Source organism: Ruegeria sp. BF6 (assembly GCF_056538665.1).
Genome location: NZ_JBQFTN010000001.1, coordinates 1,073,431 through 1,088,711 on the forward strand (window position 1 = coordinate 1,073,431; position 15,281 = coordinate 1,088,711).

15 protein-coding genes are annotated in these 15,281 nt (G+C 58.8%); 7 read left to right on the plus strand and 8 right to left on the minus strand.

What is annotated here, in order from left to right:
* Positions 1-110: 110 nt before the first annotated feature.
* The 5 genes from ACR0IM_RS05365 to ACR0IM_RS05385 all read left to right on the plus strand — a co-directional run bounded on the left by ACR0IM_RS05365 (position 111) and on the right by ACR0IM_RS05385 (position 6,168).
* Complete coding sequence (locus tag ACR0IM_RS05365) at positions 111-1,430, plus strand: glutamine synthetase family protein (RefSeq protein WP_480681073.1); 1,320 nt, start codon at positions 111-113, stop codon at positions 1,428-1,430.
* 58 nt (positions 1,431-1,488) lie between these two features.
* Positions 1,489-2,169, plus strand: a complete 681-nt coding sequence (locus tag ACR0IM_RS05370; RefSeq protein ID WP_480595546.1) for a type 1 glutamine amidotransferase — start codon at positions 1,489-1,491, stop codon at positions 2,167-2,169.
* The gene (locus tag ACR0IM_RS05375; protein ID WP_480640756.1) at positions 2,169-3,527 is read left to right on the plus strand and encodes a glutamine synthetase family protein; all 1,359 of its coding nucleotides are present in this window, start codon (positions 2,169-2,171) and stop codon (positions 3,525-3,527) included. The genes ACR0IM_RS05370 and ACR0IM_RS05375 overlap by 1 nt, the downstream gene beginning before the upstream one ends.
* 8 nt (positions 3,528-3,535) lie before the next feature.
* Positions 3,536-4,840, plus strand: coding sequence for an NAD(P)/FAD-dependent oxidoreductase (locus tag ACR0IM_RS05380; protein ID WP_480681075.1), 1,305 nt, complete (start codon positions 3,536-3,538; stop codon positions 4,838-4,840).
* Positions 4,841-4,953: 113 nt separating this feature from the next.
* Complete coding sequence (locus tag ACR0IM_RS05385; RefSeq protein WP_480640758.1) at positions 4,954-6,168, plus strand: DegT/DnrJ/EryC1/StrS family aminotransferase; 1,215 nt, start codon at positions 4,954-4,956, stop codon at positions 6,166-6,168.
* Between the two features lie 3 nt (positions 6,169-6,171).
* Here the strand turns inward: ACR0IM_RS05385 and ACR0IM_RS05390 are convergent, their stop codons facing one another.
* The 4 genes from ACR0IM_RS05390 to ACR0IM_RS05405 form a co-directional block, all read right to left on the minus strand.
* A complete protein-coding gene (locus ACR0IM_RS05390; protein WP_480681076.1) occupies positions 6,172-6,933 on the minus strand; it encodes a trypsin-like serine peptidase in 762 nt (253 codons plus the stop codon).
* Positions 6,934-6,944: 11 nt separating this feature from the next.
* On the minus strand, positions 6,945-7,499 hold the full coding sequence (gene phaR / locus ACR0IM_RS05395) for a polyhydroxyalkanoate synthesis repressor PhaR (protein ID WP_480681077.1): 555 nt from the start codon (positions 7,497-7,499) through the stop codon (positions 6,945-6,947).
* Between the two features lie 134 nt (positions 7,500-7,633).
* The gene (locus tag ACR0IM_RS05400; protein ID WP_480595552.1) at positions 7,634-8,080 is read right to left on the minus strand and encodes a phasin family protein; all 447 of its coding nucleotides are present in this window, start codon (positions 8,078-8,080) and stop codon (positions 7,634-7,636) included.
* Between the two features lie 131 nt (positions 8,081-8,211).
* Positions 8,212-10,014, minus strand: coding sequence for a PHA/PHB synthase family protein (locus tag ACR0IM_RS05405; RefSeq protein WP_480681079.1), 1,803 nt, complete (start codon positions 10,012-10,014; stop codon positions 8,212-8,214).
* A 114-nt stretch (positions 10,015-10,128) separates the two neighbouring features.
* Here ACR0IM_RS05405 and phaZ point away from each other — a divergent pair, with 114 nt between their 5' ends.
* Positions 10,129-11,400 (plus strand): polyhydroxyalkanoate depolymerase, encoded by a 1,272-nt coding sequence (phaZ, locus tag ACR0IM_RS05410; protein ID WP_480681081.1) that lies wholly within the window; start codon positions 10,129-10,131, stop codon positions 11,398-11,400.
* A 5-nt stretch (positions 11,401-11,405) separates the two neighbouring features.
* Positions 11,406-11,990, plus strand: a complete 585-nt coding sequence (locus ACR0IM_RS05415) for a DUF6151 family protein (protein ID WP_480681082.1) — start codon at positions 11,406-11,408, stop codon at positions 11,988-11,990.
* Here ACR0IM_RS05415 and ACR0IM_RS05420 read toward each other — a convergent pair.
* The 4 genes from ACR0IM_RS05420 to ACR0IM_RS05435 form a co-directional block, all read right to left on the minus strand.
* Positions 11,981-12,697, minus strand: a complete 717-nt coding sequence (locus ACR0IM_RS05420) for an alpha/beta fold hydrolase (protein ID WP_480681083.1) — start codon at positions 12,695-12,697, stop codon at positions 11,981-11,983. The two genes, ACR0IM_RS05415 and ACR0IM_RS05420, sit on opposite strands and share 10 nt — an antisense overlap.
* An 85-nt stretch (positions 12,698-12,782) precedes the next feature.
* Positions 12,783-13,397: a hypothetical protein gene (locus ACR0IM_RS05425; protein WP_480681443.1), complete on the minus strand. Its 615-nt coding sequence runs from the start codon at positions 13,395-13,397 to the stop codon at positions 12,783-12,785.
* Between the two features lie 20 nt (positions 13,398-13,417).
* Positions 13,418-14,410 (minus strand): alpha/beta hydrolase, encoded by a 993-nt coding sequence (locus ACR0IM_RS05430; RefSeq protein WP_480681084.1) that lies wholly within the window; start codon positions 14,408-14,410, stop codon positions 13,418-13,420.
* Positions 14,410-15,159: an alpha/beta fold hydrolase gene (locus ACR0IM_RS05435; protein WP_480681085.1), complete on the minus strand. Its 750-nt coding sequence runs from the start codon at positions 15,157-15,159 to the stop codon at positions 14,410-14,412. Before ACR0IM_RS05435 ends, ACR0IM_RS05430 begins: the two co-directional genes overlap by 1 nt.
* Positions 15,160-15,281: the final 122 nt, after the last annotated feature.

Here is a 15,281-nt window from a genome sequence, read left to right on the forward strand (position 1 = left end):
TGGCGCGGAGCGTATCGCTTGAAAAACGCGATCGAATAATTTGATCAAATTTCGTGACAAGGCGCGCGGTCTCGATTACATCTCGGACATCCCGAGTGATGGAGACCCCAATGGACCTGAGCGCCCTGCACAGTTTTCGCGTCGCCACCAGTGACCTCAACGGTCAGATGCGCGGCAAGCGCGTGCCGCCCTCTTACGCCGACAAGCTCAGCAAAGGGACGGTGCGGATGCCGTTTTCCGCGCTGAACGTGGACCTGTGGGGCGCAGACATCGACGGCAGTCCTCTGGTTTTCGAATCCGGCGATGCTGATGGAATGTTGCTGCCGACGGATCGTGGCCCGGTACCGATGCCGTGGTTGGCGGCGGATACCGCGCTGGTACCGATGTGTCTGTACGATGACAAGGGCGCGCCGTTTGCAGGTGACCCCCGGCACGCTCTTGCCACGGTATTGCAGCGCTACGCCCAGCGCGGCTGGTCCGTCATCGCAGCAACCGAGCTGGAATTCACCCTGCTGGATGCGTCAGGCGCGCAGCCACAGCCTCCGATCAACCCGGTGACCGGGCGCAGGCTGGTGGATGAATCGGTCCTGTCGATGGCCGAGATGGATGCGTTCGACGCCTTTTTCACCGAACTTTACGACGGCTGCGCCGCGATGGGCATTCCCGCGCAGACGGCGATCTCGGAAAGCGGCATCGGCCAGTTCGAGATCAACCTGAATCATCAGGACGCCCTGCGCTGCGCGGATGATACGTGGCTTTTCAAGACCTTGACGCGCGGCCTCGCCCGTAAGCACGGGTTCACCGCCACGTTCATGTCCAAGCCTTACGCAGACGATGCGGGCAACGGAATGCATGTGCATTTCTCGGTCGTGGATGATCAAGGGCAAAACGTGTTCGACAATGGCGGCCCCGAGGGCACCGATCTGCTGCGTTGGGCGGTTGCCGGATGTCTGGCTGCAATGCCAGGATGTACGTTAATCTTCGCACCGCACGGAAACTCTTACACCCGCCTTGTTCCCGGCGCGCACGCCCCGACCGGAGCAAGTTGGGCTTATGAAAACCGTACTGCCGCGATCCGCATCCCCGGCGGTGCTCCCGCCGCGCGGCGGATCGAGCACCGCGTTGCGGGCGGTGATATCAACCCCTACCTGATGCTGGCCGCCGTCCTGGGTGCCGCGATGAACGGGATTGAGGGCGAGACCGAACCGCCCACCCCGATATCAGGCAACGCTTATGAAATCGACGGCCTGCCGCAACTGGCTGGTGACTGGGCCTCGGCGATCGCCGCCTTTGAAAGTGACCCGTTGGTCGCGCGCATCTTTCACACCGACTTGATCCGCTTTTTCGCTATGACCAAAAGGCAGGAAATCCGTCGCTTTGATGAGCGCCCGCCGGATGAGCACTGGCTCAGCTATCTCGAAGCGGTTTGACCCCCTTGCCCGCCTTAATTCGGTGGGCTAGAATAAATTTGATCAAATTTGGTGACCCATGAAAATCGGCATCCTAGTGACCGGCCACCCGCCTGACGAATTGCGTAACCAGTTCGGCGCCTATGACGCGATGTTTCGCACGCTTCTGGACGGCAACGGCTTTGAGTTCGAGACCTTTGCGGTCGTGGATAACCAGTTCCCCAAAAGCGCGGATCAGGCAGATGGCTGGATCATCACCGGCTCGCGTCACGGAGCCTACGAGGACCACGCGTGGATTCCTCGGCTTGAAAAGCTAATTCGCGAAATCCAGAAAGGCGGGCAGCCCCTTATCGGCGTTTGCTTCGGCCATCAGATCATCGCGCAGGCACTTGGCGGCAAAGTCGAAAAGTTCTCGGGCGGCTGGGCCGTCGGGCGGACGGATTATGACTATGAAGGGCAGACCGTGTCCCTGAACGCTTGGCATCAGGATCAGGTCGTCGAATTACCCCAAGGTGCCGAGGTGACCGGTTCGAACGCCTTCTGCCGAAATGCCATGGTGGCCTATGGTGACACGATCTGGACCGTTCAGGCGCACCCGGAATACGGTGACGGCTTTATCAAGGGCCTGATGGACACACGCGGCAAGGGCGTAGTACCCGATGACCTGATGCAGGCCGCGACCAACCGTCTGCCCGCCAAGGATGACAACCCCAAGATCGGGCAACATATGGCAAAGTTTCTGAAGAAAGAGAGGGCCTGATGGCCGACTGGAAAGATCAGCTGCCACAGGCAGCCCGGACCTACATTGAAGGTCAGAGACTGGACGAGGTCGAGTGTATTATCTCGGACCTGCCCGGCATCGCGCGCGGCAAGGCGGTGCCTGCGTCAAAATTTGCGAAACAGGCCTATTTCCACCTGCCCGACAGCATCTTTTACCAGACTATCACTGGCGACTGGGGTGAGGCTGCGGGCGAGGACGGGTTCATCGAGCGGGACATGATCCTGAAACCCGACTTTACGACCGCCTCCGCCGCGCCGTGGACCGGCGACTGGACGCTGCAGGTGATCCACGACGCCTATGACCGGGACGACAACCCGATCCCTTTCAGCCCGCGCAACGTGTTGAAACGCGTTGTACAGCTGTATCACGACAAGGGCTGGAAGCCGGTTGTCGCGCCTGAGATGGAGTTCTTTCTGGTCGCGCCCAATGTCGACCCGGCGCAAGGCATCAAGCCGATGATGGGCCGCTCGGGCCGTCCGGCGGCGGCACGTCAGGCCTATTCGATGACCGCAGTGGACGAATTTGGCCCCGTGATCGACGACATTTATGACTTCGCCGAACATCAGGGTTTCGAAATCGACGGCATCACTCAGGAAGGCGGTGCGGGCCAGTTGGAGATCAACCTGCGCCATGGCAACCCGGTCAAGCTGGCCGATGAGGTATTCTATTTCAAACGCCTGATCCGCGAAGCCGCCCTGCGCCACAACTGCTTTGCCACCTTCATGGCAAAACCGATCGAGGATGAACCGGGTTCGGCAATGCACATCCATCATTCGATCATTGAAATGGAAACCGGGCAAAACATCTTCTCGGGGCCACAAGGCGGAGAGACAGACGCCTTTTATCACTTCATTGCCGGGCTACAGAACCACCTGCCCGCGGGTCTGGCGGTGATGGCACCTTATGTGAACTCGTACCGGCGCTATGTGAAGGACCACGCCGCGCCGATCAATCTGGAATGGGCGCGCGATAACCGTACCACCGGCATCCGCGTGCCGCTGTCCGGCCCCGAAGCACGCCGTGTCGAAAACCGCATCGCCGGAATGGACTGCAACCCCTATCTGGGCATCGCACTGTCGCTGGCCTGTGGCTATTTGGGCCTGACTCAGCAGGAACGCCCGCGCCGTCAGTTCTATGGCGACGCTTATGAAGGCGACGGAGATATCCCGCAGGTCATGGGCAATGCGCTGGACCTGTTCGACGAGGCCACCGCGCTGCACGAAGTTCTCGGCCCCGAATTCGCCCGCGTCTACGGCATAGTCAAACGCGCCGAGTATGAGGAATTCCTGCAGGTCATCTCTCCATGGGAGCGTGAGCATCTGCTGATGAACGTCTGAGGCGCACGATGAACCTGCTTTATTCCAATGACCGCAAAGCCGAGTATCCGGCCAGTTGGTATGCCGCGACGGCCAATCCGATCGACCAGTATCCCGTGCTGACGGGGGAAGTGAAAGCAGATGTCTGCATTGTGGGCGGAGGCTATACCGGCCTCTCCGCCGCGCTGCATCTGGCCGAAGCCGGGTTCGATGTTGTGCTGCTTGAAGCGCATCGGGTGGGGTTCGGCGCGTCGGGCCGCAATGGCGGTCAGTTGGGCAGCGCACAACGGATGGATCAGGAAGACCTTGAGCGACTGGTCGGAAACGACGACGCAGCGAAGCTCTGGGAACTGGCCGAGGATGCCAAGGATCTGGTCAAGTCACTGATCGCCAAGCATCAGATCGATTGTGACCTGAAACCCGGCGTGGCGGTTCTGGGCCTGAGCAGTGGCGAGCAACAAGAACTACATGACCATGCGGCGCATCTGTCTGACCGGTACGGCTATGACCAGATGGAGTTGCTGGACGAAGGCGCAGGCCACGCTCTGTGCCCCTCGCCAGCTTATCGCGGCGGCTATCTGGACATGGGGGCCGCGCATTTGCACCCGTTGAATTTCACACTGGGGCTGGCTCAAGCCGCCGTGAAAGCCGGTGTACGCATCCACGAATGCACCGAGGTCACAGGCATTGAGGAAGGCACTCAGGCCATCTTGCATTCCGCGCAGGGCAAAGTGACCGCCGACCACGTCATTCTGGCCTGTAACGGCTATCTTGGCGATCTGAACGGCAAAGTGGCGACGCGCGTCATGCCGATCAACAACTTCATTGCGGCGACCGAGCCTCTGGGCGCAGACGCCGCCCGCGTTCTGACCCGCGATGTTGCGGTCGCCGATACCAAGTTCGTGGTAAACTACTTCCGCCTAAGCGCTGACAACCGTCTGCTGTTCGGCGGCGGCGAGAGCTATGGCTACCGCTTCCCCACTGACATCGCGGCCAAGGTTCGCAAACCGATGACCGAGATTTTCCCGCATCTGCGCGACATCAAGATCGACTACGCCTGGGGCGGAACTTTGGCCATTACCATGCGGCGGATGCCCTATTTGGCGCGGGTTGCACCGAACATCCTGTCCGCTTCGGGTTATTCCGGCCATGGGGTCGGCACCGCGACCCATGCCGGGCAACTGATGGCGCTGGCCATTCAGGGGCAGGCCGAAGGGTTCGACACCATGGCCCGCGTGCCCGCCCTGCCTTTCCCCGGCGGCCCCGCCCTGCGCAGTCCCCTGCTGGTGCTGGCAATGACGTGGTTCGCCTTGCGGGATCGCCTCGGGGTCTGACCTTAAGAAATTGCGACAGATTGGTGAAATTTCGCCCATAAGGCGATTGAGGGGTTTTATTGCCCGATAATTAGCTTTATCTTTCCCAAATATAGAATTCGGGAAAACCAAATATGACGCTTCCTCCAAACGTTCATGACGCCGAACCCATCCCCGCAGCAGCCCGCGAAGCCATCGACGCCCTGATGCAGTCGGGCGACCTGTTCCGCTATACCGCGCCGCAGGATGCTCCGGTCGCGCTGCTTGAAGCGGAATTCGCCGCACTGCTGGGCTCGAAATACGCGCTGGCGGTTTCTTCCTGCTCGGCTGCTTTGTTCCTGTCGTTGAAAGCACTAGGCTTGCCGCGGGACGCGCGGGTTCTGATCCCCGGCTTCACCTTTGCCGCCGTGCCGTCGTCAATCGTGCATGCGGATTGCGTTCCTGTTCTGTGTGAAGTGGGTGAGAACTATCGGATCGACATGGAGGATTTCGCCGCCAAGCTGGACGGCGTGCAGGCGGTGATCATCAGTCACATGCGCGGCCATACATCCGACATGGACGCGATCATGGCCCTGTGCAACGAGCGCGACATCCCGGTGATCGAGGACGCGGCCCATTCGCTGGGCACTACCTGGCACGGGCAGAATATTGGCACCATTGGTAAGGTCGGCTGCTTCTCGTTCCAGTCCTACAAGATGATTAACGCCGGCGAAGGTGGCATCCTGATCACTGACGACGCCGATCTGGTGGCCCGCGCTGTGATCATGTCAGGCGCTTATGAGCATAACTGGAAGAAACACAAAGGCCCGCACGGTGACAACTCGCCCGAGCTGGAACAGGCTTTCGCCCGCTGGCAGAACCAACTGCCGCTGTATAACCTGCGCATGAGCAACCTGAGTGCCGCTGTGATCCGGCCACAAATCCCGGAACTGGCACGCCGCGTGCGGGACGGGTTGGCGAACCACGACTATGTGGCTGATCGCCTGAACACGTCGGATTACATCGACGTTCCTGCCCCGCTGGCGCCAGAGCGCCGCGCGCCGGACTCGATCCAGTTCAATCTGATTGGAATGGATGAGGCGGAAATCCGCGCCTTTGCCGCGGCCTCTGAAACACGCGGTGTAAAGGTTCAGGTCTTCGGGCTGAGCGAGGACAACGCCCGCGCCTTCTGGAACTGGCAATTCCTGCCCGAGACCTTCGAGTTGCCGCAGACACGCGACATGCTGATGAAGGCCTGCGATGTGCGTCTGCCGGTTCGTCTGACACGCGCAGAACTGGACGTGATCGCCGATATCCTGCTGGCCTCGGTGGGTGAAGTGACTGGTCCGGTCCCGGTCTACGGCACCTGACGGCTATTGCGAGCCGAGATCGAACAGTTCGGTCGATAGGAAAAACGCTGTGACACCGTCGGGGGTTGCGGCAACTCGGGACAGGATTGCGGCCACCTGCAGACCGGTAGCCGTTTCCACCAAAAGCGGCGCACCGGAATCCCCCATCATCACAGGGCAGATCGCCGACATAACGCCGCCCTGATATCGGCGCGGCGGGCAGGCTTCGGTTCGACTGAGTATATGTGGCCGCACCCCAGGATACCCTGAGACAAAGGCCGAATTATTCTCAGCTTTCGCAAGCGGCAAAAACCCGACCTGCTGACCTATCGGCTCGCTGAGTTCCAGAACCGCCCAATCCAGATCAGCACGATCGTCGAACGCCCCGTCAATGCCCTGCTCGGGATGTAACCGATACCCTGCTATTTCGGACACCGCGGCGGCTGATCCGCGCTGATATCCGGCGGCGAACCGGATGCTCGAGGGCGGAATCCACCGCTGTCGTGGGGTGTTATACAGGCAATGAGCAGCAGTCAGAACCAGCCGATCCGACACCAGAACACCGGTGCAATGGGACCTCTGATCCCGGATGGCAAAGTTGATCCGCCCGATGGCGCGCCACGGGGCTTGATCCGCATCCAGACTCTCGCGGCTGCGAATAGCGTCACACCCTGCCCCGGACTGGGTACCCAACCTGCAGACCGGAGACCAGCTTTCCGAATAGACACCCTGCGACAGCGCGGGCTGCATCCAAAGTAACGCGATACTCAGAACCAGCCAGCGCATCCTTGGCGCGGTCAGTTCAACTTGGAGAGTTTCTTCTGCAGCTCGGCGAGCTGCTTCTTGATGTCGTCCAGATCTTCTTTTGACTCTGGTTTGTCTTCGCCATCCTTGTCCGGCCCGGACCAGTTGCCCGACAAACCACCGGTCATCGCCTTCAGAAATGCCTGTTGCTGCGCTTGCATCGCCTCGAACCCCGGCATCTGCGACATCGGGTTCATGGCGTTCATGTTTTCCATCATCTTGCTTTGGCTCTCGCGCAGCATCTCGAACGAGCTTTGCAAGAATTGCGGCATCATCCCACCGCCCGGGATCATGTAGCTGCGCACCAGATCGTTCAGCACATTCACCGGCAGCACATTCTCGCCCCGGCTTTCATGTTCGGCAATGATCTGTAGCAGGTATTGCCGGGTCAGATCGTCCCCGGTTTTCAGATCGATGATCTGCACCTCGCGCCCGTCGCGGATAAAGGCCGCGATATCTTCCAGCGTGACATAGTCGCTGGTCTCGGTGTTATACAGCCGACGGCTTGCATAGCGTTTGATCAACAGTGGCTTTTCTTGTTGTGACACCGTTTGCCCTCCCCAAGGATGATGCGTTGCAGCAGAGATTATGCGAGTGCAGAACAAAAAGAAAGGGCAGGTCAAAAGACCTGCCCAACGCGATTGCACCAGATGGGAGGAACGGGTGCGCCTCGCGGCCTTGCTTATTTAGCAGTTGCAGCTTTCTTGGCAGCAGCTGTCACGTCGTTGGTTGCTTTCTTGACGGCAGCGGTTGCGTCTTCAGCAGCTTCTTTGCCTGCAGCCATCAGCAGCTCGACGGTTTCGGTCTGCAGTTTTTTCGCGATTTCAGCGAAAGCAGCCATGTTTTCAGCAGCAACTTCAGCCGAAGCGCTGGCGAAATCGGTTGCGGCTTTTGCGTAGTCAGCCGGCTCGGCCTTTGCTTTCGACATCTCGGTCAGTTTGGCCAGGGTGTCCTTGGTCCATTTGTTCGAGATTTCAGCTGACTTTTCAGCAGCTTCCAGAGCAACGCCCGACAGCTTTTCGTTCAGCGAAGCGGTCGACTTGAAAGCACCTTCCAGAGCAGTCGTGTCAACGGGGAACGCGCCCATCATTTCTTTCATGGTCGCGGTAAAGTCTTGAGTCTTTGCCATTGTATTAATCCTTCTTGCCGAACCGGGCCCACCCCGGCTTTCATCAGCTTGAGGACAATATGAATGCTGCGACGCAGCATTTCAAGTTTTTTCTTGCTGCGCCGCAGAATTTCTTAAGTTTCAAAATGAAATCAGCCGTTTGGATTAGCTATAACATAGGTGCCGGGTGCCGGGGCCAAACGAGGATGGTCCGAATCACCGGTATCGCGGGCGGGCACCTGCTTGCCCGAGCGTTTCTTCAGCCACGCTTCCCACAGGGGCCACCACGAGCCTTCGTGGAAATCAGCCTCTTTCAGCCAGGTGTCGGCATCCGACTTCAATTCCGGATTTGTGTAGTGACCATATTTTTTCTTGCTGGGCGGATTGATAATGCCCGCGATATGGCCGGATTCCGAAACTACGAAAGTCTTGTTCCGCGACCCCATCTTCTGGACACCGCGATAACAGTCTTTCCACGCCGCAATATGGTCCGTCTCGCAGGTGATTGCCATCAGCGGCACATCCACGTCGCTGAGTTTCAACTTGTGCCCGAACAGCTCAATCCCGTCAGTGGCGAATTCGTTGCGCTGGCAAAGGCCGCGCAGATACTCAACCGTCATCCTGGCAGGAAGGTTGGCACCGTCGCCATTCCAGAACAGCAGATCAAAGGCCGGAGGCACCTCACCCAGCATATAACTGCGGATAGCCGGGCCATAGACCAGGTCGCGCGAGCGCAGGAAGGACATGGTGCGCGCCATGATCCACGACCGCAGCACACCCACTTTGTTCACCTCTTCCTCGATTCCGTCGATAAAGTCGTTCTGAAGGAAGGGCGTGAATTCACCTTGTTCGGAGAAATCCGTCAGCGCGGTAAACAATGTGGCCGACTTGACCGATTTGTCACCGCGCTTTTTCAGCAGAGCCAGCGTCAGGCTTAGCGTGGTGCCAGCGATGCAATATCCGATCGCATTGACCTGCTTGACCTTGCAGATCTTCTTGGCCTCTTCGATCGCGGTCAGGAACCCGTCCTGAATATAGTCCTCCATCCCGGTGTCCGCATAGCTTTCATCCGGGTTGACCCAACTTACGACGAACAGGGTATAGCCTTGCTCGGTCACCCATTTGATCAGGCTGTTCTGCGCTTTCAGGTCGAGAATGTAGAATTTGTTGATCCAGGGCGGGAACAGGACGATCGGCGTTTCATGGACCGTTTCGGTCGCAGGCTTGTACTGAATCAGTTCCATCATGCGGTTGCGGAACACCACGTCTCCAGGGGTCGTCGCCAGGTTGCCACCGACTTCGAATGCACTTTCGTCCGCCAGCTTCACCACCAGTTCGCCATCGTTGGCCTCAAGGTCCGAGACGAGGTTCTCAAGCCCCTTGATCAACGAGTGGCCCTCTGTTTCGACGGCCTTTTGCAGCGCGTCCGGGTTCGTTGCCAGAAAATTCGTGGGTGCCATCATGTCGACAATCTGCTGTGAGAAATACCGCAGGCGCTGCCTGTCTTTTGCATCCATATCCTCGACCGAGGCGACAGCCTGGGCGATGGCTTCGGAATTGGTTTGGTATTGCTGGCGGATCAGGCGGAAATAGGGATTGGTTTCCCAAAGGGGGTTGGAAAACCGTTTGTCATCGGGTTTGGGTTCCTCGTCTTCGACCTCGCCCTTGGTCAACGCCTGTTGCGCTTCGGCAAAATTCAGTACCGATTTCCCCCAGTATTCTATCTGCTGCTCCAGTAGTTTGGCGGGATTTTGCCATGCTTCGGTCCAATAGGCCGATGCTGCCTTTGCAAAAAGATCCTGATTCGGGCCATCCAAGGCAGGGGTATGCGGCGTTTTCACCGCCATGACGTCGATCAACCGTTTGGAGAGTTCTTCGACCTTCTCCATGTTTTCTTTAAGGCGTTCAATGTTTTCTTCGGTCACTTCTGGCATCTGGTCTTCACTTGTTGTCATTTTAACAATTCCCCCCTAACCTTGCTGCTATGCAGAATAACGTCGTGTGTCTCGGGGGGCAAAGCGGCGAATGGTCCGAACATAATAGGCTGACACGCAGGAGGCCCCTTTTTCATGCGCTACATGATGACATACGACTTGATGGAAACGATGCGCAACACCAACCAGTGGATGGGCGCAACTGCCAGCGCCATTGCATCTTATCCTATGTTCTCCATGGTGCCCAACCCCGCATTTAGCATGATGGCTGCCTGGGGTGAGGTGACCGAGCGGACATTCCAACGCATGGTCGTAAAACCCGATTGGGGCATTCGCACATTCACCTGCGAAGACGGCAAGGATCACCTGGTCGACGTCACCACTGTCGTTGAACGCCCCTTTGGTGATCTTGTCCATTTCCGGGTGAACGGTCGCGAAGAACAGCCCCGCAAGGTTCTGCTGGTTGCGCCGATGTCGGGCCATTATGCAACGCTGCTGCGGTCGACTGTGAAAAGCCTGCTGGTCAACTGCGAGGTTTACATAACCGACTGGCATAACGCGCGCGACATCCCTGTGTCCGAAGGCAAGTTCGATGTTGAGGATTACACTCTATACCTTGTCGATTTTATGAAAGAACTTGGCCCGGACACCCATGTTGTGGCCGTCTGCCAGCCGGTTCCGCTGACATTGGCCGCGACCGCCTATCTGGCCGAGCTCGAGCCCAAGGCGCAGCCCAGCACCCTGACCCTGATCGGTGGCCCGGTCGATCCTGACGCTACCCCCACAGACGTGACCGACTTTGGCCGCCGCGTCACCATGGGCCAGTTGGAAGAAACCATGATCCAGCGCGTTGGCTTCAAATACAAGGGTGTTGGCCGCATGGTCTATCCCGGCCTGTTGCAACTGGCGTCGTTCATGTCGATGAACGCGGATCGCCACTCTAAGGCGTTCTCGGACCAGATACAGCGCGTGATGCGCAACGAGGCCTCGGATCACGATGCCCATAACAGGTTCTACGACGAATATTTGGCCGTCATGGATATGACCGCCGAGTTTTACCTGTCTACGGTGGAGCGTATCTTCAAGAACCGTGAGATCGCGAAGAATGAATTTGTGGTTGCCGGCCACAAGGTCGATATCGGCAAGATTACCGATGTTGCAGTCAAAACGGTCGAAGGCGCAAATGATGACATCTCGGCCCCGGGCCAGTGCATCGCGGCACTGGGCTTGTGCACCGGTTTGCCGGATTCGAAAAAGGCCAGCCATGTTGAACCCAGTGCCGGTCACTATGGCATCTTTGCCGGGCGCAGCTGGCGCGACAATATCCGACCGCTGGTGATCGACTTCATGAATACGAATTCCCGCAAGTCTTCGCGCCGCGCCGCCAACAGCAATAAGGTCGCCTGACCCCCATGCGCAGGAGAGCGGCAGAGACGACGCCCTTCTCCTGTACTTGCGGCACCCTGAGTGGGCATATCACGGCTGCCGGTGTTCGAACCGGCACCCATGTTGTGTGCTACTGCCATGACTGCCGTGCAGCTCAGCTGTATTTCGGGCAACCCGATCCGGCCCCCGGCCCCGTCGATATTCTGCAAATGAGCCCCGAAGAAATCCGCATCGACAATGGCGCAGAATATCTTGCGCTAATGCAGCTCAGCCCCAAGGGGATGCTGCGATGGTACGCGGATTGCTGCAATGCCCCTATTGCGACGACGTCGCGAACTGCCAAGGTTCCCTTCGCCGGATTCATCGTCAAACGCATCGCCGATCCCGGCGCGCTTGGCCCGATCACCACTCGTGGCTTTGTTCCGCAGCCGGACGGCAAGCAGTCACAAGAAAAAATGCGCTATGCGGTGGTTGGACTACTGACACGCCTGACGAAATCCTGGGTGTCGGGCAGTTGGAGAAACACACCGTTCTTCAACATCGACAAGGGTGAACCCGTGGCAACCCCAACGATCCTCAGCAAGGCTGAGCGCGCGAAGTATTACACATAGGCCGCCCGCGCGGGCGCTCTCAACCATTGGGCCATAGAGTCATTCACAACATGGGGCGCTTCCAGCGTCGGCAGATGCCCAGCCCCCTCGATGACTTTCAGCTCAGCGTCGGGGATCAGGTCCGCCATGAATGCGTGTTTTCGCTGCGGTGTCAGCGTGTCATGCGCGCCGCAAAGTACCAGTGTCGGCACCGTGATGCGTCGCAGTTCGCCCTGCTGATCCGGGCGCCGCTGTAAGGCACGGATCTGACGCTCGAACACCGCAGGCCCCATATCCAGCGCCATTTCAATCAGCCCGTTCAGAATGGGAATGCGCATTGGCCCAGGGGCCAGCGTGTCTGACCCAATGATCCGCCGCATCACGTCCTCGAGCCGCCCCGCCTTAGCCCCGACGAGAAGTTCCTCGCGCGCGGCTGCCAGTTGAGGTGTATCGGCCTGAGCATCCACCGCGATCAGGCACAGGCGCGACACCCGGTCCGGCGCGCGGCGAATAAGCTCAAGCGCCACCACACCACCCATCCCCAGCCCGCCCAACGCAAAACGATGCGGCAACTGATCCAGCAGAGTCGAGGCGATCTCTTCTATTCGTTCCCCCAGTGAAACCGGTGCGACCATCACAGCGCGCTGGCGCGACAGACAATTGACCTGATGTTCAAAAATCCGTGCGTCGCACATCATTTCGGGTAATAAAACCAGCGGCTCGATCACGCGGGGCCTCGTATTATTCGACCTTTTCGGCCTGTACTCATTGCTAACAGGATGAGACGTTTTGTTGCTTCGGGCAAGTTAAACTTCAGGGGTAATTTATGCCCCGGAACGTTGGAAAATCCGCGTATCTCTGACGACGCGTCCGCAGATCCTCATCCGGCTCGGCTCCCGGGCGCAGCAAACAGCCGCGCGGGACGATATAGCTGTCTATGCGGCGGAGAGGGTTGGGCCTCCAAACCAGATTGAACGCGCAGAGCTTGGGGAACAACCAGATTTCAGAGTAGTCCAAATGGTCGTGCATCCACCACGCCAGATCCCGCCAATCCCGCCCGGCCTCAAACTGATCGGCAAACCATGGAATAACGATCGAGGCGCCTGCAATCCGAGCGTCGCCCTCCCCCCGGTCCCATATATGGCATTCCAGAGGGTTGTCGTTCCGGGCGCAGTTCAGACGGTTCTCATTCCCGAACCGGTTCAGCGAGGGCGAGCGATACCCCGACCGGACCGCAACGCGCCCAAAGGTTTCCTCAAGCGGGTCCAGCAGGGTTTGGCAAAACGCGCGGCCGGTTTCGATGGCCAGATCAGGATTGTCGGGAAGGTTCTGTTTTTCATGGAAATTCCCGATCTCGGAATACAGGAAATCCCGCATGAAGAAATGCCGGGACAGGCGCACGCGGCCAAGCGTTTCAAGGCTCCACATGCTGCCCGGCTTGCGCATCGCTACTCCACACCTATCCCTTTGAGCCAGTCCAGAATGCCCGTCACAGTGGCGTCTGTCTGTCCCGGTGACATCAATCGGCCGGCAATCACATGCGACGCGGGATCGTCCCCCGGCCCCATCGTCACAATATTGACCGTCGAGGATCCGCCCCAGCTTTCAGCCACCTTGTGCGTCCGATCCGGTCGCACCACCTGATCGTCATCCGAGAACCAGAACAACGCTGGCACCTGTGCGCCGGAAAAGTCCAGCGCATAGACGGTTTCAACCAGCACGGTCATCGGCACTACGGCCTCCCATGGGTAAACCGACGTCCAATAGGTGTTCTTCTCGGGGTCCGGGCTGGAGACATCACGTTCCTCTCCCATCACTAACGGCAACCAGTCACGCGCCCATGGCAAACCGGGAAGCCACGCGCCGGGCGTGTTCACTCCGAAATTTGGCGAAACAAAAATCATCGCTGCAACGTCCTGGCTGAGCTCCGAATCCAAGGCGGCGGCTGCAGCCAGCGTGCCACCGGTCGAGGTGGACATGACCACAACCTTGTCCCCAACGGCCCGCGCCGCGGCCAGCCCTTCGGCCATGTCCTGCATCCAACCTGACGCCGTTGCCCCGGCCATCGCAGCACCATCCCGTCCGTGACCCTGCAACCGGGTGTAAACCAGATTGGCCCCCAGAGCATCGGCCACCAAGTCAGGCACGGGCCGAATTTCCTCGGACGAAGCCGAAAAGCCGTGCACATAAAGGACCGAGATCGGCGTACGTTGTTCTTTGAAACCGTCCTGCCAGACCACCCGTTTTTCAACACCCGGAACGATGTCGTCAAAACCGGACTCGGTGCTTTCGAAATAAACCTGAACCCCCTCCCCGAATTTGCGCGGATCAAAGCGCGGGTGCAGATCAACTTCCTCGCGCGGTCCGAACCAGTAGATCAACCCGCCGAGGACAATCAGCCCCAGCAGCAGACGGCCAATTATCCATCCCAAACGCTGCATCAGGTACTCCTCATCACTTCAAGCACCGCGTTTTCGATCAACCCAAGACAAGGGCCGTCTGAAAAGCGATGGTCGGCATCCTTGACCAGCAACAGGCGCATGTCTTCCCCGCTGGCGTGGTTCAGCAAACGCATGGCCGTTTCGGTGGTTACTGCTGTATCTGCCGTGCCTTGTAGGAACCGGACCGGGAATGGCAGCTCCAGCGCGTCCCGCAAAACCAGTTGCTGCCGACCGTCCTCGATCAACCGCTTGGTGATGATGTAGGGCTCCATATAGTCCGAGGGCAGCTCCACATGACCGACGGTATCCAGAGCCGCCTTTTGCGCGTCACTGAACGACGCCCAATAGCCGTCTTCGGTAAAGTCCGGCGCGGCTGCAACAGTCACCATTCCCGCAATCCTCGCGGGCATCGCCTTGGCCAGTAACAGCGCCTGCCACCCGCCCATTGAGGATCCGACTGGAATCAGCGGTCCCTCGGTCAGTTCGGAAACGGCCGCCACCGTGTCCTGATGCCAGTCACCGATACTACCTTCTTCAAACGTCCCTGAGCTTTCGCCGTGACCGGAATAATCGAAGCGCAAGAATGCTTGTCCCCGTGCCTGCGCCCAAGCCTCAAGATGTACGGCCTTGGTGCCTTCCATATCCGACTTGAGACCACCCAGGAAAACGATGGTCGGACCAGTGCCTTCGCTCTTGTGATAGGCCAATCGCCGCCCCTGCGGTGTTTCCAGAAAATCCGTCGCTGCCATAAATCCCTCTTCCTCTTTGAGTGACATCATGCACGGCAGCCCAGTGGTCGCAATTCCCGAATTCAGATGTCCCGCTGCGTTAGTACCCGCCCCTTCCGCTCTTGACAGGTTATGCTGCACCT